The organism is Salinimicrobium flavum (genome assembly GCF_042684505.1).
GTDB classification, from domain to species: domain Bacteria; phylum Bacteroidota; class Bacteroidia; order Flavobacteriales; family Flavobacteriaceae; genus Salinimicrobium; species Salinimicrobium flavum.
In genome coordinates this window covers 342,154-361,576 of record NZ_JBHULT010000005.1, presented here as the reverse complement: position 1 = coordinate 361,576, position 19,423 = coordinate 342,154, and the positions used below count along the sequence as shown (strand labels likewise).

At 42.4% G+C, this 19,423-nt stretch carries 15 protein-coding genes; 5 read left to right on the top strand and 10 right to left on the bottom strand.

The genetic code is table 11. The annotated features are described in order from the left end of the window. Window positions 1–21: 21 nt before the first annotated feature. Both ACFSTG_RS02055 and ACFSTG_RS02050 read right to left on the bottom strand, forming a co-directional pair. The gene (locus ACFSTG_RS02055) at window positions 22–1,002 is read right to left on the bottom strand and encodes a PLP-dependent cysteine synthase family protein (RefSeq protein WP_380747970.1); all 981 of its coding nucleotides are present in this window, start codon (window positions 1,000–1,002) and stop codon (window positions 22–24) included. Between the two features lie 90 nt (window positions 1,003–1,092). Next, complete coding sequence (locus tag ACFSTG_RS02050; protein ID WP_380747968.1) at window positions 1,093–2,328, bottom strand: ABC transporter permease; 1,236 nt, start codon at window positions 2,326–2,328, stop codon at window positions 1,093–1,095. Between the two features lie 9 nt (window positions 2,329–2,337). Here ACFSTG_RS02050 and ACFSTG_RS02045 point away from each other — a divergent pair, with 9 nt between their 5' ends. Next, on the top strand, window positions 2,338–3,570 hold the full coding sequence (locus ACFSTG_RS02045; RefSeq protein WP_380747966.1) for an exo-beta-N-acetylmuramidase NamZ family protein: 1,233 nt from the start codon (window positions 2,338–2,340) through the stop codon (window positions 3,568–3,570). Here ACFSTG_RS02045 and ACFSTG_RS02040 read toward each other — a convergent pair. Together ACFSTG_RS02040 and ACFSTG_RS02035 are read right to left on the bottom strand one after the other, a co-directional pair. Continuing rightward, window positions 3,567–3,911 (bottom strand): hypothetical protein, encoded by a 345-nt coding sequence (locus tag ACFSTG_RS02040; RefSeq protein ID WP_380747964.1) that lies wholly within the window; start codon window positions 3,909–3,911, stop codon window positions 3,567–3,569. The two genes, ACFSTG_RS02045 and ACFSTG_RS02040, sit on opposite strands and share 4 nt — an antisense overlap. Window positions 3,912–3,991: 80 nt before the next feature. Continuing rightward, the gene (locus ACFSTG_RS02035; RefSeq protein WP_380747962.1) at window positions 3,992–4,483 is read right to left on the bottom strand and encodes a YkgJ family cysteine cluster protein; all 492 of its coding nucleotides are present in this window, start codon (window positions 4,481–4,483) and stop codon (window positions 3,992–3,994) included. A gap of 25 nt (window positions 4,484–4,508) precedes the next feature. Here ACFSTG_RS02035 and ACFSTG_RS02030 point away from each other — a divergent pair, with 25 nt between their 5' ends. Then, window positions 4,509–5,240 carry a class I SAM-dependent methyltransferase gene (locus ACFSTG_RS02030; RefSeq protein ID WP_380747960.1) on the top strand — a complete coding sequence of 244 codons (732 nt, stop codon included), beginning with the start codon at window positions 4,509–4,511 and terminating at the stop codon, window positions 5,238–5,240. 10 nt (window positions 5,241–5,250) lie between these two features. Further along, window positions 5,251–6,021 (top strand): hypothetical protein, encoded by a 771-nt coding sequence (locus ACFSTG_RS02025; protein ID WP_380747958.1) that lies wholly within the window; start codon window positions 5,251–5,253, stop codon window positions 6,019–6,021. A 238-nt stretch (window positions 6,022–6,259) separates the two neighbouring features. On the opposite strand, the gene ACFSTG_RS02020 is transcribed toward ACFSTG_RS02025, so the two are convergent. From ACFSTG_RS02020 to ACFSTG_RS02005, 4 genes are all read right to left on the bottom strand, one after another. Further along, a complete protein-coding gene (locus ACFSTG_RS02020) occupies window positions 6,260–7,882 on the bottom strand; it encodes an amidohydrolase (protein WP_380747956.1) in 1,623 nt (540 codons plus the stop codon). A 76-nt stretch (window positions 7,883–7,958) separates the two neighbouring features. Next, complete coding sequence (locus ACFSTG_RS02015; protein ID WP_380747954.1) at window positions 7,959–9,095, bottom strand: hypothetical protein; 1,137 nt, start codon at window positions 9,093–9,095, stop codon at window positions 7,959–7,961. A gap of 247 nt (window positions 9,096–9,342) precedes the next feature. After that, window positions 9,343–11,067 (bottom strand): TonB-dependent receptor, encoded by a 1,725-nt coding sequence (locus ACFSTG_RS02010; RefSeq protein WP_380747952.1) that lies wholly within the window; start codon window positions 11,065–11,067, stop codon window positions 9,343–9,345. 24 nt (window positions 11,068–11,091) lie between these two features. Continuing rightward, the gene (locus ACFSTG_RS02005) at window positions 11,092–14,112 is read right to left on the bottom strand and encodes a tetratricopeptide repeat protein (protein ID WP_380747950.1); all 3,021 of its coding nucleotides are present in this window, start codon (window positions 14,110–14,112) and stop codon (window positions 11,092–11,094) included. A 196-nt stretch (window positions 14,113–14,308) separates the two neighbouring features. Here ACFSTG_RS02005 and ACFSTG_RS02000 point away from each other — a divergent pair, with 196 nt between their 5' ends. Further along, window positions 14,309–14,992, top strand: coding sequence for a cell division ATP-binding protein FtsE (locus ACFSTG_RS02000; RefSeq protein ID WP_380747948.1), 684 nt, complete (start codon window positions 14,309–14,311; stop codon window positions 14,990–14,992). Between the two features lie 948 nt (window positions 14,993–15,940). Here ACFSTG_RS02000 and ACFSTG_RS01995 read toward each other — a convergent pair. Next, the gene (locus ACFSTG_RS01995) at window positions 15,941–16,198 is read right to left on the bottom strand and encodes a uroporphyrinogen decarboxylase (protein WP_380747946.1); all 258 of its coding nucleotides are present in this window, start codon (window positions 16,196–16,198) and stop codon (window positions 15,941–15,943) included. Window positions 16,199–16,337: 139 nt separating this feature from the next. Continuing rightward, window positions 16,338–18,137 carry a translational GTPase TypA gene (typA, locus tag ACFSTG_RS01990; RefSeq protein ID WP_380747944.1) on the bottom strand — a complete coding sequence of 600 codons (1,800 nt, stop codon included), beginning with the start codon at window positions 18,135–18,137 and terminating at the stop codon, window positions 16,338–16,340. 453 nt (window positions 18,138–18,590) lie between these two features. Between typA and kdsA the strand changes: the two genes are divergently transcribed. Beyond that, complete coding sequence (gene kdsA / locus ACFSTG_RS01985) at window positions 18,591–19,409, top strand: 3-deoxy-8-phosphooctulonate synthase (RefSeq protein WP_380747942.1); 819 nt, start codon at window positions 18,591–18,593, stop codon at window positions 19,407–19,409. The last annotated feature ends 14 nt before the right edge of the window (window positions 19,410–19,423 follow it).

Genomic DNA, 19,423 nt, shown 5'->3' with positions numbered 1-19,423 from the left:
CTATTATCCGGAAGAAATATTTTATTCAATATATCCCATTTTCCGCATCCATTCATCGTTGAACATTTTCCCAACATAACGGCTTCCGTGGTCATGAAACAAAACAACAACCACATCATCTTTCTTGAAGTGCTCCTTAAGCTGCAACAAACCTTTCATGGCGGCACCTGCACTGTTCCCAAGGAACATTCCTTCTTCTTTGGCAAGCTTTTGAGTATAGATAGCCGCATCTTTATCGGTCACCTTTGTGAACCCGTCAATAATACTAAAGTCAACATTCTTCGGAAGTATATCTTCACCTATCCCTTCGGTAACATATGGATAGATCTCCTTTTCATCAAACTCTCCCGTTTCATGGTATTTTTTGAAAACCGAACCGTAGGTATCGATCCCCCAGACTTTGATATTAGGGTTTTGTTCTTTTAAATATTTTCCAACCCCAGAAATAGTTCCGCCGGTACCGACTCCCACAACAAAGTGAGTTACTTTCCCATCTGTCTGTCTCCAGATCTCAGGACCGGTGGTCTCGTAATGAGCCTTTCGGTTTGAAAGATTATCATATTGATTTACATACCAGGAATTCGGAGTTTCTTCGGCCAGTCTTTTAGAAGTAGAATAATATGATCTAGGATCATCAGGCTGCACATCTGTAGGACATACCACCACTTCACTACCCACCGCACGAAGTATGTCGATCTTCTCCTTTGATTGCTTATCTGCAATTACGCAGATCATCTTGTAACCTTTTACAATAGCGACCAGGGCAAGACCCATTCCTGTATTTCCGGAAGTCCCCTCAATGATAGTTCCCCCCGGTTTAAGTAAACCTGCGGCTTCGGCATCTTCGATCATCTTAACCGCCATGCGGTCCTTAACCGAGTTTCCGGGATTAAAGGTTTCGTATTTTGCAAGTACCAGGGCGTCGATCTCCTCTGCCAGTTTATTGATCTTAACAAGGGGCGTATTCCCAATGGTACCTAATATATTTTCAGCGTATTCCATATCTCATTTTTTGCGGCTGCAAAGGTAGAAAAAAAAGCAGGTTTTGGAATAGGTCGGGAAAAAGGCTTATGCATTACCTTATAGCCAGACCTAATCGAACTTCATAGCCTTGACCGGAGAGATCCTGGTAATGATGTAAGACGGGAGCAGCAACATTAGCATACATAACAACAGGGTGCCTGCGTTCACCGCCAGGATGTATTCCCAGCCAATATAAACCGGTGCTTCTGTTACGTAATATGTTTCAGGATTGAGTGGAATGAGCTTCAGGTACTTTTGTGCGAAAAGCAGCCCCAGCCCTATCAAGTTACCCCAGAATAACCCAAGGAGGATCAAATATCCGGCATTGTACAGGAAGATCTTACGAACACTCCAGTCGCTGCTTCCCAAAGCTTTGAGGATTCCTATCATTTGGGTGCGTTCCAGGATCAATACCAGCAGTGCGGTGATCATATTGATCCCGGCCACAAGGATCATTATCCCTATGATAAGGGCAATATTAAAATCAAAGAGCGATAACCATTCAAAAATGGAATAATACTTTTGTTTTATGGTGCGGGTATCCAGAAAAGACCCGGTGTTCTCATAGATCTCCTGCCCTTTTTGATCCAGGTTTTTGAAATCTGTCAGGAATACCTCGAAATTCCCAATCTCATCCTCTTCCCATTTGTTGAGCCGTTGAATATGCCTTATGTCCGCCAGCATGTATAGCTCATCGAACTCCTGAAAACCTGAATTGTAAATCCCCTGCACCTCAAAGGCCCTTAACAGCGGAGTTTTACTGCTATCTTCCCTTAAAAAATAAGTTATCACCTTATCCCCCACTTTGAATCCAAGCCTTTTGGCAATATATTCGGAAATGAGAACTTTATCATGCAGCCGGTCGGTATAATCGGGAATACTTCCGGCTACCAGGAAATCTTTAAAATAATTCCATTTATAATCTTTTCCGATACCTTTGACGATGATCCCCTCAAAATCTGTAGCTGTTCGTATCACCCCACCTTTATAGGCCGTGGCCTGCACATGCTCCACCCCTTCCACGCTGGTGAACTCAGGGTAAAAATCCTGGTCTAAGGATATTGGCTTGAGGGAGATCTGGGAATTATTATTATCGTAGTTGGAAATAGTGACGTGGCCGGTAAAAGCCGACATTTTTTCACGTATCTTCTGCTGTAGCCCAATTCCGGTCGCAAAAGAGACAAGCATCATTATAACCCCAATAGCGATGGCCACTATGGCAATTTTAATTATTGGGGCCGAAATGCTACTTTTGTGCTGCTTCGCACTTATAAGGCGTTTGGCTATAAAAAATTCCAGATTCAAAAGTAGCTTATGATTTTTAGATTCCTCAAAAGTACATTTTTATTCGTATTTATTACGGTCACCGCCTGCGGAAACACCTCCTCACAACAGGATCAGGTTATGACGCCTGTTGCTACGGAAGGATCTCCAGAGGAAGTAAAAAAAGAACTCCGTTTGGGAGCTGCACGATTTGAGGAATACCTGCCATTGTTAGCCGGGAAAAAGGTGGGATTGATCGGGAATCAAACCAGTATTATCCCTACCGAAAATGGCAATGTTCACCTCGTAGATTCCCTGCTCTCCCTCGATGTTGATCTACGGAAGGTTTTCGCACCCGAACATGGTTTTAGAGGCACGGCTGATGCAGGAGAACTTATCAAAGATGGAAAAGATACTCAAACAGGTCTGCCGGTGATCTCTCTGTACGGAAACAACAAAAAACCAACTTCCTCACAATTGCAGGATTTGGACATCCTGGTCTTTGACCTGCAGGATGTTGGCTTGCGTTTCTATACTTATATTTCCACACTTCATTACGTGATGGAAGCCGCTGCAGAAAATGATCTTCCGGTGATCCTGCTTGACAGACCAAACCCCAACGCGCATTATATAGACGGCCCGGTACTGGAACCTCAGCACAAAAGTTTTGTCGGCATGCATCCCGTTCCTGTGGTCTATGGAATGACCATTGGAGAATACGCTCAAATGATCAATGGAGAAAAGTGGTTGGAAAATGGGATAGAAACAGACTTACATGTGATCAGGATCGAGAATTACGATCACCAACTGGAGTATGATCTTCCGGTGAAACCTTCGCCTAACCTACCTAATGCACGGGCCATCAATCTTTATCCCAGTCTTTGTTTTTTTGAAGGAACCAATGTGAATGCCGGTCGGGGAACCGATAAACAATTCCAGGTCTTTGGCTCTCCTTTCCTACCTCGTGAAAAGTATGATTTTCAATATACCCCTCAGTCAAATGAGGGTGCTAAATCGCCTAAACATCTTGGAAAAACCTGCTATGGTAAGGATCTTTCATCAGGTCCCGCACTGGACCGAATCAACCTGGAGTGGCTGATCAATGCCTACAGAGATACGAGCGAAAAATCTGAATTTTTCAATAATTTCTTCACCAATCTCGCGGGGACTGAAAACCTAAGCAGACAGATCGAAAAGGGGTTAAGTGAGGAAACGATCAGGGAAAGCTGGCAACCGGGGCTGAAAGCATTCAATAAGATCAGGGTAAGTTATCTCCTATACTAAAGATTACTTTCTGCAAAAGCTTCTTTGTCCCTGGAAAATAACTTCCACCGCACCTCGTAAGCCTCGTTATTTTGAGCAGCAAAGTAGTCAGCCCATTTTTCTGCTTCGGGAGAATTGTCATTGAGGGAAACCGCCCTCTTTAAAAATGCAACGATCATAAGGTGTTTGGCATCAAAATCGGCCAGATCCTTCTTACGTAGAAATTTTTCCACCTTTTTTAGATCATCGGAATAAAGATCTGCCATAGCTTCGTTGAGTTCTATTCTTTCCTTGATAAGCTGATAATTCTTCTGATTCTTTTTAAGGTATTTTGCCCCGGAACTCAAATAATCTTTTGCCATACCTGCAAAATCTTTCCTGATATCCTTTTTAAGATGCAGGCTAGTTGCGGGATGTGCGTAACCCGAAACCCGAAACAGAGTTAACCTATCCTCTTTTTCATCTCCTCCACTATTCTGAAAGCGGCCGGACAAATAGCTACATTTTTCAAGGTAAGATTTGTGATCTTGTGAAAATCCTTTCGGTCAGTGTGCGGGAATTCACTGCAGGCCTTTGGACGAACTTCGTAAATGAGACAATGATTGTCTGCAGCCAGAAAAGAACAGGGCACTTCCTGCAGTACATAGTCATTATCTTCATCTATCCGGAGGTATTGCTCTGTGAATTGCCGGGGCTTTACCTTGAGGTGTTTTGAAATACGTTCAATATCCCTGGGAGTAAAAAGGGGGCCGGTTGTTTTACAGCAGTTGGCGCACTTCAGGCAATCTGTTCGCTCAAATTCTTGATCATGGATCTCCTGCATCTGCCGGTCCAGTTGCCTGGGCGGCTTCTTTTTAAGTTTTTGGAAAAATTTTTTATTCTCCTTATGCTTATCTTTGGCCCTTTGGGGGAGCTCATTTAATTCTTCCTGCATGTTGCAAAGATAAAAAGAACGAAAGATGAATGATCAAAAAAAAGATACAGATATCTTCGGAAAGGCTATAAAAGCTTTCTATGAAACCGGTGCCGAAGAGGAGATCAAGGTGCTTTCCCCAGATTTTGACGAAGATGTCATACCTGTAGCCTACCTCTTCAGAAATTACCAGGAAATGCCTGTTCTAGAGCAAACAGCTCTTTCCCTCTGCCAGGGGGACACTCTTGATGTAGGGTGTGGAGCAGGAAGTCATTCTCTTTATCTTGAACAGGAAAAAGGACTTCCTGTAACAGCGATCGACATTTCGGCGGGGGCCATTGAAGTCTGCCGGCAACGCGGATTGAAAAATGCACAAAATATCGCTTTTGAGGACCTGTCAGAACAGAAGTTCGATACTATCCTAATGTTGATGAACGGCACGGGAATCATTGGAAAAATGAGAAACCTGGATGCTTTCTTCCTGAAGCTGAAGTCTCTCCTGAAAGAAGCCGGACAAGTGCTTATAGATTCTTCAGATCTTATTTATCTTTTTGATCCAGATGAAGATGGCGGTATCTGGATCGATACAGCACAGGGATATTACGGGGAATTGATGTATAGTCTTAACTATAAAGGAGAGACCTCGAATAATTTTGACTGGTTGTATCTGGACTTTGATTCCTTATCTTTAGCGGCAGCAAAAAATGGTTTTCTTTGTGAACTCGTTAAAGAAGGAGAACATTACGACTATTTGGCAAAATTGACTTTTAAAAAATAAAGGTTTTTCGATGAATTTCAAAAGATATTTAATTGTAATTCTTACCACATTTACTTTGGTGCTAACAGGATGTACTGTTGATGAACCTGCAAGTGACAAGAAGATACTTGGAGCTTCTGCAAGAGATTTTTTAAGTGATGAGAATTACACATCTTTAAAGGTGGAAATAGTTTATGTAAACGGTTATAACCCTACCCAGAGCACTCTCACGGTTCTGGAAAATTTTCTTAAAAAGTATTTGAATAAACCTGCGGGAATCATCTTTTCTGAACGGGCAATTCCATCTCCTGAAAAAGGTATTCTTTCCATCTCAGAAGTCAGGGAAATCGAAAAGCAAAACCGAACGGTCTTTAATACCGATAAACAACTGACCGCTTTTATCTATTTCGCAGATAATATTAGTGAAGCTTCGCTTGAATTGGAAAATTCCGATGAAAGGATCCTTGGAAAAGCGTATTCCAGTTCTTCCATTGTAATTTTTGAAAAAGACGTCCAGGATATGGCGGCATCCTCTTCTAATGTCACTAAAACCGAAATAGAACACACCATCCTGAGACATGAATTTGGCCACCTTTTTGGACTGGTGAACAATGGGAGCCCGGCGCAATCTCCCCATGAAGATACTGACCCGGCCTATAAAGCACACTGCAATGTTGCAGATTGTCTAATGGCCGGATCCATTGATTTTGCCAGTGCTGTCAACCAAATTGAAAATGAAGAACAAATCCTGGATTTTGACGAAAAATGCAGGTTGGACCTTGTTGCCAATGGTGGAAAATAATTTTCATAAGAATTCCTTCGCTTAGTTTTAATTCGGCAAAGTTTCCTTTGGGGTGAAGTAATATTCAATCGTCTCCTCGAGCGGAGTCGAGAGGTATCTAAAGAGCAAACTTGCGTTAAAAAATGTCTTCAGGGTCCCTGTTCTCAGCATTGTTGAAATGCATGACCAGATAACCAACTTATATAGTGATTAGTCATCTGGTTTTTTCACCACTGATCTTGCACAGGTATCTCCTGCTTTAGTAAACTTTTTTCCCGTCCAGGTAAGTTGCATTCACTTCCACATCCGGAAGCTCACTTTCAGGGATCTCCATGATATCCCGCTCCAGTATCACAAAGTCCGCAAACTTTCCTTCCTCTATACTCCCTTTCTCCTCCTCTTCAAAATTGCTGTACGCGGCCCAGATGGTCATACCCTTAAGCGCTTCCTCCCTAGAGAGAGTTTGTTCCTTCATGTAACCTCCATCAGGACAGTTTTCCAAATCCTTCCTTGCCACCGCAGCGTAAAATGTTAGGAAAGGACTTACTTTTTCTACCGGAAAATCTGTTCCCAGAGCAATAATGTCGGCTTGATCCAATAATTTTTTATAGGCATAGGCGCCTTTCTCCCTCTCTTCTCCAAGTCTGTCCCCGGCCCAGTACATATCACTGGTTGCATGGGTAGGCTGTACAGACGGAATAATATTTTTACTGAAGTATTTAAAATCCTCCTGGTCAATCACCTGGGAGTGTTCCACTCTCCAGCGCCGGTCTTCTCTACCTTCTAACAGGGAATCATAGGTTTTAAGAACTACCATATTTGCCGAATCCCCTATGGCATGGGTATTCATTTGGTAATCTGTCTTTGCGATACGTGTAGCTGTTTCCTTAAAATCTGCTACAGAAGAAAGAAGGGCCCCGTAGTGATTGTGTTTATCTGAATACGGTTCTTTTAAAGCTGCACCCCTGGAGCCAAGGGCACCATCTGCATAAAATTTCACCGAGCCCACATTTAGCTTTTCAGTTTTTAAGGGTTCCTTTTCAAGGTAATAATCAAGATTTTCTTTGGTGTTGCTTATCATGGAATAGATGCGCACATCAAGTTCCCCGGTCTGGTGCAAACTGTCGATCAACTCTATGACTTGTCTGTCAAGCCCTGCATCGTTCACAGTGGTTAATCCATATTGAAAAACTTCTTTTTGAGCATCCAGTAAAGCGGTCGTCTGGTCTTCCAGGCTGGTTGCAGGTATAGCATTCTCCACCAATGCCATAGGGTTGTCAATAAGGATCCCGGTAAGCTTTCCGTTCTTTACTTCGATTTCACCGCCTTCAGCAGGAGTATTGATCGTGATCCCTGCAGCATCAAGTGCTGCCTGGTTTGCCAGTAAGGCGTGCCCATCTATCCTGGTGATCGCAACGGGGGTAGTGGGAAATAAGATATCCAATGTATCTTTTACAGGGAACTCTTTCACTTCCCAGTCGTTTTGGTCCCATCCCCTTCCTACTATGAATTCTGCATTTTTTTCCTTCTGAAATTCGGTGATCCTGTTTACAACCTCCTCAAAGCTTGTGGTTTCAGTTAGATCAACATGCTGCAAGGTGGTACCCAAACCAAAAAAATGGGCATGAGCATCAATAAGTCCGGGGTAAACAGCTTTTCCGTCGGCATCTATAGTTTCAACAGATTCATATTTCTCCAGAAGATCTGCAGTAGTACCTACAGCCAGGAATTTTCCATCCCTAACGGCGAATGCTTCCGCTACATGAAAATCATCGTTCACGGTATAGACCCTGGCATTGACCACCATCAGGTCGGCCTCTTCTTTAGTATTGCAGGAGAAGAAAATTCCGCAGATAAGTAAGGATAGAAGTACTTTTTTCATCAGATTCAAATTTGACCAAAAATAAAAAATGCGCTCCAATAAAGAAGCGCATTTAAAGTTTATCTGTACTTATTAATTAAAACCAGCTTGAAACTGTATCACCAATGGTACGGCGAATTTCAGAATTGGCTCCTGCAGCAAGAGCGATAGAAACGAATAGTCCTATCATGGCGTAAGAGAAGTCTCTAAAGATCATTTTTCCAGCTTTCTTACGGTGTTTTTTACCTTTCTTGGATCTGGCCAGGCTCACTGCGATCTCTCTACCTCCAATAACCCCTAGAAAAACCCAGGTGGTACTCATTGGTACTGTGCTTATAAATAACTTATAGATCAACAGAATAACATAGGTTGCATCTACCAATGTTGCAGCCCTGACATCTGATATTCTCACCTTCTCACTAACAACTTCCTGGATCTTATCACCTCGTAAGTAGAACAACAGCCCAAGACCGGCAAAAATGGTCAAAGAGAATATAAGAAATTGAAACATGTCCATTTGCCTTGGAAGGAACACAGCAATATTTGCACCGTCCTGCATCACCCAAACTCCCCAAAGGGTTCCACTAACTATCCATTGTACAACACTCCAACTTCTGTTGAATTTTCTGCTTTTAAAATATTTTTTAATGAGGTTATAAGACAGATACCAAACCAGAAAGGAAAGGATAAATGCCATTATGTAACCCGACCATGATTTCCATACCACGGAAGTGATCCCGGAGGTATCGGCACTAAAAACACTCAGAATAAGGAAAGTGGTCGAAACAGGCATCTTCATTCGGGTAAGAATCAACAGTACCAACGGAGCAATGATCTGGAAAAAGCTGAAGGTTTCGGGATGTGGGTATTTTGTTGTTCCGTCTGAACTCAATAAACGTTGAAAAGTAACATCCCCGTCAAAATAGACCCAGCTAAAGGTGACTACCGCCAAAAAGATTACTCCAATAAATAACCACATTGACCACCAACTTCTGTGTTTGTTACTTTCAATGAAAGTCCCAAGAGACTGAATACTGTCATTGGCCACTGTTGCGTATGCCGCAAAGAAGAATCCCAACCACATCCCGGCCTGTCCATAACCCGAGAGAATTCCCGCCAACACAAGACCTATAATTACAATAGCCAGGAATGTTTTTTCCTGTACCATGAAATCCAGGACATTTAAATAAGGCCTGTTCCTTTTTGTGCGGGTAAATTTTTTAGTTTTTGCCATTTCTTTAAAAATTCAAATAGAATATTTGGTTTACAAGATGAAAATCAAAGGATTCTTTTTCCCGGTTTTTCGAGGTGCAAAATTACAGACTTACCCGGTTATTCTATTTTTTTTCAATGTTATGTAATTGTTAAGAATATTACGTCATGGTAAATGAATTATTTTCCAGGAATATGATCAAGGTTTAAGAATTAAACAAAAAAAGGCTGATCGATCGATCAGCCTTTAGTTTTTAGTTTCGTGTTTTTTACCTTCCGAAGTCAAATTTATAAGTAGCTCCCGCCATGACCTGGAGCCCCATAACCGGGTAGTTCATCCATTTTTCATAATTTTCTCCCAGCAGGTTATTCCCTCTTGCGAAAATTGAAAGCCGGTCATTGAAACGATACCCAACATTGGCGTTTATATCGAAATAGCTGTCGAGGGTAACCACGGTTGAAGGAGGTGCCATTTCAAATGGATCATAATTTAAAAGGTCTTTGCGTTCTCCCACAAGGAAAAGGTTCGCCCCTGCAAACCATTTTTCAGTGATCTGATAATCTGCCAGAAGGTTGGCTTTAAAATCGGGAAGGTTCCATGCTTCAGCCTCTTCATCTGTATCATAAACAAAATATTCCCCGTTCACCCGAAGGTTAAAGTTCCTGCTAAGGTCAAAATTAAGTTCCCCAAAGGCTGAAATGGTTTTCATGCGATCATATACGATTCCGAAGGAATTCCCATGTGCATAATCTTCCTCATTTCTATAAGAAACAACAGGATTCGCAAGAAAAAGAGGTTTGGTATCTTCGGCGATATAACTTCCCTTAAGGTTATAACCTACACTGTTGCTCAATTTTCCCTTGGCCCCAACATAGGCATTGTATTGCTGATCTGTAGGCTGAATGTTTAACGTAGGAGAAACAAAAGGATTCTTCTGTACCATCTGGTAATAGGTATTCTGTTTCAATTCTCCTTCAAGACCTGCGTATCCTATAAAATATTCCCCCGCCATGCGGTAGCTGGCCGTAACCTTTGGATAAACAAATACTGCCCCGTCACTGTTCTCTGTATCCATGCTGTAAAAAACGGCCGCCCCCAGGTTCAAAGTGAGATCATCCCTGAGGATCAAAAGACTGGAATCGAGCCCCAGGTTCAGGAAACTGTAATTTAATCCTTCGTTATTGAAATAGTTTCGGTCAAAGCTTCCATTCAAATAATCAACCGTGACATTGGTATGGAAGATTTCCCCTCCCAACGGAAGTTCAAAGCTGGGTTTGAAATTAATATGATGTTCTGCCGAACTGTAATCATCTCCAAAAAAGCGGTATTTCACCTTAGCCCCATCAAAAAAAGAATCTTCAGGCCTTAATTCCCCCCCGGCATATACACTGTAATAATTGTGCTGCGGATCGATCTGATTTCTAACTTCATTGGTCAGGGATGAAGGCACTCCATACCAGTTCTGAAGCTGATGCTCCACTCCAAAATCGGTTTTCCAGGTTAGGTTCCTTTGTCTTGAGGTATAATTCAGGTTTAACTCAGTATCGTAATAATGGTCATCAAGATATACTCCTTCAATATCTCCCTGAGCCGAGTTGTGGGTTAGGAAAATTCCGAAGTTATCTGTGCGGCTTACCTCGATGTTGCTGTAAAATTCGGCCAGTATACTCGTATAAGTACCAAAGCCCAGAGTTACATAGTTGTCATACAATTTAGGAGGCCTCTGCCTTTCCACCGTGGTCGCACGGCCTTTTGCAGGGGAGAAGGTAGAAGCCACCGGCACCGAAAAAATGCTGTACTGCACCGGCCTTTTCTCCAGGTTCACAGAGTCACTTATTGACGGAACTTCTTTGATCTTATTGGCGTCATTTACGCTTGGGGTATATGGTTTCACCACTGTTACTGTTTCGCTCCCCAGGTCCTGGGAGAAAATGAAACCGGTGAGAAAAAAGAACATGATTAGAAAACTATTCCTTAAAAAGTTGATTTTCATGGGAAGGCTGTTTTATTCAGAAAATTAATTGTTGGTTTCTACAGAAGCATTGGTCTTGGCTTCTTCGGCTTTGATCTTTGCCAGTTCCTGCCTGGCCTCTTTGACCACCTCGGGATAGTCTGGGAAGTTATTGATCACGTTGTCCAGAATATAAGTGGCCTGATAGGCGTCGCCCAGCTGGTAGAAATTTTTTCCCATCAGGACAAGGCCTTTTGCGCCGTAAAGTTTATAACCGGAGTAATCTTTAGCCAGTTTTTGTACTGCGTCATTAGAAGCCTGGTATTTTCCTTCTTTGTTCTTGAAATACGCATCATAGTATAAAGCTTCGGCTGCCAGTTCTCCTGTAGCAGATCGTTGGACTTCTGCATAAGCCTGTTTCGCACGGGCTTCATTTCCTGTTTTGATAGCTGCCCGGGCAATGATCACCTGCGCATCATTCTTAGCGGCTGTTTCAGCCTCAGGATTCGCCAGTACTTTCTCTGCGTATCGCACTGCTTCGTTGTAATTGTTCTCCTGCAGGTAGGACTTCATTAAGTTAGACTGCGCGAAGATCACATTCTGTGGATAGGTAGCTTCACTCTCCAGTCTTTTTAATACCGGGATCGCTTCGGAATAATTCCTGTTCTCAAGATATACTTCTCCCAGTCTGGAAAGTGCCGTTTCAGAATTTTCACCGGTACCTTTGTCAACTACGAACTTATAATGTGGGATACTTTTTTGCTTGTTTCCTTCCCTGTAATAAAGCTGGCCAAGGTAGAAATTCGCCTGCACCGAATGTAATCCTTTAGGGAAAGAGCTTATATATTTCTCAAGAGACGCCGTAGCTTGTGCAGTATTGTTCTCCCTGTACTGTTTCTCTGCAGATTCAAAAGTGGTGTTATCAAGATCTGCATCGGTGACCTCGACAAAATCAAGGTTTCTTACCCATGCTGCATATTCATCTGTTCTTCCAAGATCAATATAAACCAATCTTGCAGTCTTTACGGCCTGTGCAGCCTCGGGAGAATTAGGATGTTCTGCAACTACCTTTTTCAGTCTTTCCAGGGCTTTATTCCCCTGGTCGCTGTTGTAGTAGATCAATCCCTGTCTCAGGATCGCCTTGGGCACATAGGCGCTTCCGGGTACATCCCGAATAAGCCGGTTGTATGCTTCAATACCTTCAGAGGTACGGTTCATGGCGATATAGGTATTTCCTAATTCATAGGATGCATCATCTCTGTAAGAGGAACGTGGGTAGCGGTTGAGGAACTCATTCAACTCCTGAAGCTTGGTGTCGTTCCTGTCTACAAATCCATAACTGATCGCCTTTTGGAATGCCGCGTAATCATTCTGGGTTCCATTAAGAGCGATAGCCGAATTATAAGCTTCCATCGCCGGCCAGTAACTGCTGTTCACGAAATAACTGTCCCCCAGTCTCACAAAGGCATCATTTCTTCGGGATTTTTCGTGAGCTGTATTCCCGGCATATCGCTTGAAGTATTCGACAGCCCGGTTATAGTCCCGCTGTTTGAAATACGCATAAGCGATATTGTAATCAATATTCTCCCTTTCTGCGGCATCTTTTGCGCCACTCATTCCTGTGAATTCCCGATATCCAATAAGTGCATCCTGGAACCTTCTCAGGTTAAAATCTGTTTCGGCTTTCCAAAACGTGGCCAGAGCTGTTAACCGGGGATCTCTTCTTTCACTTAAGGCCAGATCAAAATATTCTTCGGCTTCAGTGTAGTTCCCTTCGTTGTAGAGTTCCAGCCCACGATAGAAAGCCACCTGCTGGTATACCACATTATTCTGAAAGTTCCTGTTTCCTTTGAGTAAACGCATAGCCTCCTCATAATTCTTCGAAGTGATAAATGAATTGATTAGCAATTCATTGATCTCCTCTTTAGCGGGCGAATCTGGATATTTTTCCAGATAGTTCATCAGCACCTGCGGTACGCTGGCATAGCTGTTCCCTATCTCGTAACTTAGTTTGGCGTAATTAAGCGAAGCATCTGCCTGGATATCCTTGTCGAAATCCATTTCACTGGCATTCTTAAAAGCGTTCAATGCCTGTTGCTTCTTGTCTGTCTTCAGGTAAGACTGGGCTAGATGGTAGTAGGCATTTTGTGCCACAGCATTTGTACCGTCAATGATCTTATTGAATTCAGAAATTGCTGCTTCATAATCCCCCTGTTGGAAATAAGCATAACCCAGCTGATAATAATCTGTATTGTTCCACTTACCACGTGCTCCCTTATACTCCTTCAGATAAGGAATGGCCTTTTCATATTCCCCCAGGTTAAAATAACTTTCTCCAATGATCTTGTTGAGTTCAGATTGGTCCCTGCGAGTGGCATTCGGTAATTGCTCAAGCCCCAGTTCTATGGCTTTTTCGAAATTACCTTGTTTAAAGTTCATGTCACTCTGGAAGTAAGTAAGGTTCTCCTGGTAGCGTTCATCTTCCTTTACCTCCTCAAAAAGAGCATTCGCCTGTTGGTAATCATCCCCTTCATAGGCCATAAAGCCGAGATAATATTTAGCCTGGGAACCATATTTCTTAGAGTCCTTAACCTTATTAAGGTAGAGCTTCGCGTTATCAGGGTCATTCGCCCTGAAGTAGGCGTATCCGTTATTGAAATTGAACCTTTCGGTTTCAGAGCGGCTCAGGTTACGCTGGTCTACTGTGTCATACCATTTTCGGGCCAGGGAATATTTTCCGCTTTCAAAATAATAATCGGCTACATCAAGAAAAGCCGCATTTGTCTTTGTGCTGGTAGGATAGCGCTGTACAAAGTCTTCCATCAATTTGTCGGCTCCGGGTTGATTAAGCCGTATGGCTGCATTCGCTATATAATAGGCACAATTGGCCTCGATCCTTTCATCTTCCACCTCATCCCGCACCTCATCAAACAAAGTTTGGGCTGCCAGGTATTGTTGATTGTTGTAAAGTTCCAGGGCTCGGTTATAGTCGGCCAGTTCACTGGTCTGGATCGCAGATTGCTGCGGAAAAACTGAAATGCAAATGAATAGAAAAACACCAAAAAGGTAGGTTCTGTTATGTGTCATTCGAGGGTTTATTTTGTTGATGATTCAAAGATATAAGAAACTCTGTGGTAATAACGCCCATCCTGTAAGATAAATTATGCTCTCCCGTTAAATGAAACTTAAAATTTCCTACTTAAAATAAAGCTGAAGAAAAACAATTCAAGTCTTTCTATTTACGTTCTCTTTCTTACTTTTACCTCACAAAAAGCAACTTTTCATGGCCAATACGGTGTTATACCTGAAGGACGCTTCCATTTACCAACGGGAGACCCTCATACTTTCTGATGTTAATATAGAGATCGAAAAAGGTGAATTTGTTTACCTCATTGGAAAAACCGGAACCGGAAAAAGTAGTTTTATGAAAACTCTTTACGGAGATCTTCCGTTAACCGAAGGGGAAGGCAACATTGTAGACTACGACCTCAGGACCCTGAAAGAAAAGGACATCCCTTTTCTGCGCCGTAAGCTGGGAGTGGTATTCCAGGATTTTAAGCTACTCAATGACCGTAACGTGAACGAGAACCTCCTGTTTGTACTGAAGGCTACCGGATGGAAAGACGAGGCCTCCATGAACGCCAAGATCGAGGAGGTGCTAAAAAAAGTGGGAATGCAAACCAAAGGGTTCAAAAACCCGTTCCAGCTCTCAGGAGGGGAACAGCAGCGAATTGCCATTGCTCGCGCCCTTTTAAATGACCCCGAACTCATCCTCGCAGATGAGCCTACGGGGAATCTTGATCCCCAAACTTCAGTGGAAATCATGGAAGTACTTCAGCAAATTAGTAAGAACGGAAAAACCATCCTTATGGCTACCCATGATTATGCCCTGCTGCTGAAATATCCTTCAAAAACACTTAAGTGCGACGGACAAAAAGTTTTTGAGGTGGTACAGAAAACCGTCTAGAATCGGGAAATGTAGAGACCCGAGTTATTCTACTGCGTCACCCTCGCTGTGTAGAATGATAGTCTTCCCGCAAAGCCGTCACCCTGAACTTGTTTCAGGGTCCAGATGAGATGCTGAAATAAATTCAGCATGACGCAAAATTCATCCCTATCAAAATCCGTCACCCTGAACTTGTTTCAGGGTCTGTCTAATACAGCATGACATACTGTTCTTCTCATCCTCCCCCCAACCCTCTCCAGGAGAGGGAGAATGAAATGATCAGCACTCTCCCAGAGGAGAAACGCTGTGTAGAATGATAGTCTTCCTGCAAAGCCGTCACACTGAACTTGTTTCAGGGTCCAGATGAGATGCTGAAAAAAATTCAGCATGACGCAAAATTCATCCCTATCAAAAGCCGTCACCCTGAACTTGTTTCAGGGTCTATTTAATACAGCATGACATACTGTTCTTCTCATCCTCTCCCCAACCCTCTCCAGAGGAGAGGGAGAATGAAATGCTCAGCGCTCTCCCTATGGAGAAACGCTGTGTAGAATAATAGTCTTCTTGCAAAGCCGTCACCCTGAACTTGTTTCAGGGTCTGTTTAATACAGCATGACATACTGTTCTTCTCATCCTCTCCCCAACCCTCTCCAAAGGAGAGGGAGAATGAAATGCTCAGCACTCTCCCTATGGAGAAACGCTGTGTAGAATGATAGTCTTCCCGCAAAACCGTCACCCTGAACTTGTTTCAGGGTCCAGATGAGATGCTGAAATAAATTCAGCATGACGCAAAATTCATCCCTATCAAAATCCGTCACCCTGAACTTGTTTCAGGGTCCAGATGAGATACTGAAAAAAATTCGGAATGACGTAAAAAAAAACCTCTCAAAAATGCATTTTTGAGAGGTCTTGTTTTGTTGGCAATAATGCCCGGCAAAGCTATCATACTTCCGTAGTCATTAACAAACCTTATGGCTTCACCTCATCGGCAGGAACATGTTCCTTCTTATGGATGATCAAATAGTACGCATTAACAAGGATGATTGCGGCGTTGGTGATAATGATGGGCCAGGAATTAAGCAGCACTCCGTAGATCACAAAAAAACCACATCCAAGGGTATTGACATAGCGCAGGGTTTTGATATTCTTCATCAGGAATGAAAGTAAAACGAAAAGAGAGGCGAGGTAACCAAACCATTCCACATGTGATATTCCAAGTATTTCCATAGTATTAATTCAGTATTTATAAATCAGGATTCAGAATTTAAGAGTTACTTCTCCCTCCCTGAAATCCGGTATTGTTTTAAAAATTAAAAGCTGCCAAAAATACAATTTTCAGCAGCTTTTATAAAAAAGTGTTTCAGAATTACATAATCTTATTTCTTTTTCTGTCGTTTTCGGTAAGGTGAATCTTCCGCAGACGAATAAACTTTGGAGTAACCTCTACATATTCATCTTTCTGAATAAATTCCAGTGCTTCTTCCAGAGAAAATTTCAAAGCAGGAAATATTTTTGCTTTGTCATCTGCTCCTGAAGACCGTACGTTAGAAAGCTTTTTTGTCTTGGTGATGTTCACGGTCATATCATCCTGGCGTGAATTTTCCCCAATAACCTGTCCTTCATATATATCCTCTCCCGGTTCTACGAAGAAACGTCCTCTGTCCTGTAACTTATCGATTGAATAAGGAATGGCTTTTCCTTTTTCCATTGAAATAAGCGACCCGTTCTGTCTTTCAGGAATTCCACCTTTTAGGGGCTGATATTCTTTATAACGGTGAGCCATAATAGCTTCTCCCGCTGTCGCGGTTAAAAGTTGATTTCTCAAACCAATAATTCCGCGGGAAGGGATCAGGAACTGAATAGTCATTCTCTCTCCTTTGGTTTCCATGCTAAGAAGTTCACCTTTTCTAATGGTTACCATCTCCACTGCCTTTCCTGAAACAACTTCCGGAAGGTCAATTGTCAATTCTTCTACAGGCTCACATTTCACACCATCAATCTCACGAATGATAACCTGTGGCTGTCCTATCTGCATTTCATAACCTTCCCTTCTCATAGTCTCGATCAAAACAGAAAGGTGCATGATTCCGCGTCCATAAACCAGGAATTTATCTGCACTGTCTGTCTCTTCCACTCTAAGGGCCAGGTTTCTTTCGAGCTCCTTCATAAGGCGCTCCTTAATATGTCTCGATGTCACGAACTTTCCATCCTTTCCAAAGAAAGGTGAATCATTGATCGTGAACAACATGCTCATTGTTGGCTCATCAATGGCAATGGTTTTTAATCCTTCAGGATTTTCGATATCGGCAACAGTATCACCAATTTCAAATCCTTCAAGACCTACCAGCGCACAAATGTCGCCGGCTACTACTTCCTTCACTTTTACACGTCCTAAACCTTCAAAAGTGAAAAGCTCTTTAATCTTAGTCTTTTTAATGGACCCATCGCGTTTTACCAGAGCGATTTGCATTCCTTCTTTTAATACACCTCTTTGCAGACGTCCAATCGCGATCCTCCCGGTAAAGGAAGAAAAGTCAAGAGAAGTGATCAACATTTGAGGGCTCCCTTCCTCCACTTTTGGAGAAGGAATATGTTCAATTACCATATCAAGTAATGGTTCAATACTGTCTGTTTGAACATTTGGATCTGTACTCATCCAGTTGTTTAAGGCAGAACCGTAAACAGATGGAAAATCCAACTGCCATTCCTCGGCGCCCAGTTCAAACATCAAGTCAAAAACCTTTTCATGAACTTCTTCAGGAGTACAGTTTGGCTTATCAACTTTGTTGATCACCACACAAGGTTTAAGACCAAGGTTAATGGCTTTTTGAAGTACAAAACGGGTTTGAGGCATTGGTCCTTCAAAGGCATCCACCAAGAGTAGAACCCCATCGGCCATGTTTAATACCCTTTCCACTTCTCCACCAAAGTCGGCGTGACCCGGGGTATCAATAATGTTGATCTTGGTATCCTTATAAATAACGGATACGTTTTTTGAGGTAATAGTAATCCCGCGTTCCCGTTCCTGATCATTACTGTCAAGAATAAGGTCCCCTGTATTTTCGTTGTCCCGGAAGAGGTGACAATGGTACATAATCTTATCTACCAAAGTAGTTTTTCCGTGGTCAACGTGTGCGATAATCGCAATGTTTTTAATAGCTGTCATATAAACGCCTGATTTTTAAAGGCTGCAAAGGTACGTTTATTTTTTTCGAAAAAAGACAGCCTCTTATTCAATTCTTTTACTTTTCACTAAACCCTTCAAAATACTGGCATACAAAGGGTTACATGGAATAAATTTTCCCTGAAAACAGAATTAACAGGACAACTTAAAAATATATTTTCACCGAAAAAGGTTAATACCTGAGCCTTCTCATAAATTATGATACAAGAATTGCTTTTGAGGCTGGATTATTACTACGGAAATATCTGTAGATCAATTAATTGACCTTTTAATTCACAGGACATCAAATCAAAATCCGGTTAACTCTGAAATAACGAACAACCATTTCCCGGGTTACAAAGAAGGTAAGAAAAGATCTTTCCGGAAAAATGTGCGTGGGGAGAGGTACACACAAAGAAGTCTAAAAAAAGTATCTTTGTACTCAAATTTTGAACTATGAAACTGAACAACATTCCGCAGTTAAAACATACAGACTCCGGCAATTTCTTCCTGCTGGCCGGGCCCTGCGCCATTGAAGGCGAGGAAATGGCTTTGCGTATTGCCGAAACTATTTTGACCATTACAGATAAACTCGAGATCCCTTTTGTTTTCAAAGGTTCCTTTAAAAAAGCTAACAGAAGTCGTATTGACAGCTTTACAGGGATAGGTGATGAAAAAGCCCTGAAGATCCTTCGGAAAGTTTCAGAAACCTTTCAAGTTCCTACGGTGACAGATATTCACGAAAGATCTGACGCTGCCATGGCTGCAGAATATGTAGACATCCTGCAAATCCCTGCTTTCCTGGTGCGCCAAACCGATCTTGTGGTCGCGGCAGCCGAAACCGGAAAAGTAGTAAACCTGAAAAAAGGCCAGTTCATGAGTCCGGAGAGCATGAAACATGCGGTTACCAAAGTCACCGACTGTAACAATGAGCAGGTGATGGTGACTGACCGTGGTACCATGTTCGGGTATACTGATATGATCGTTGACTTTAGAGGAATACCCACCATGAGACAATTCGCACCAACTGTGCTTGATGTCACCCATTCCCTGCAGCAACCAAACCAGAGCAGTGGAGTAACCGGGGGAAGACCTGATATGATCGAAACCATCGCCCGTGCCGGAATTGCCACTGGAGCAGATGGTATTTTCATAGAGACCCATTTTGACCCCTCTACGGCAAAAAGTGACGGTGCCAATATGCTGGATATACAATATCTTGAGAAGCTGCTTACCAATCTTACCGCGATCAGGAAAACGATCAATTCGTTTTAATAATATTTCAGGTT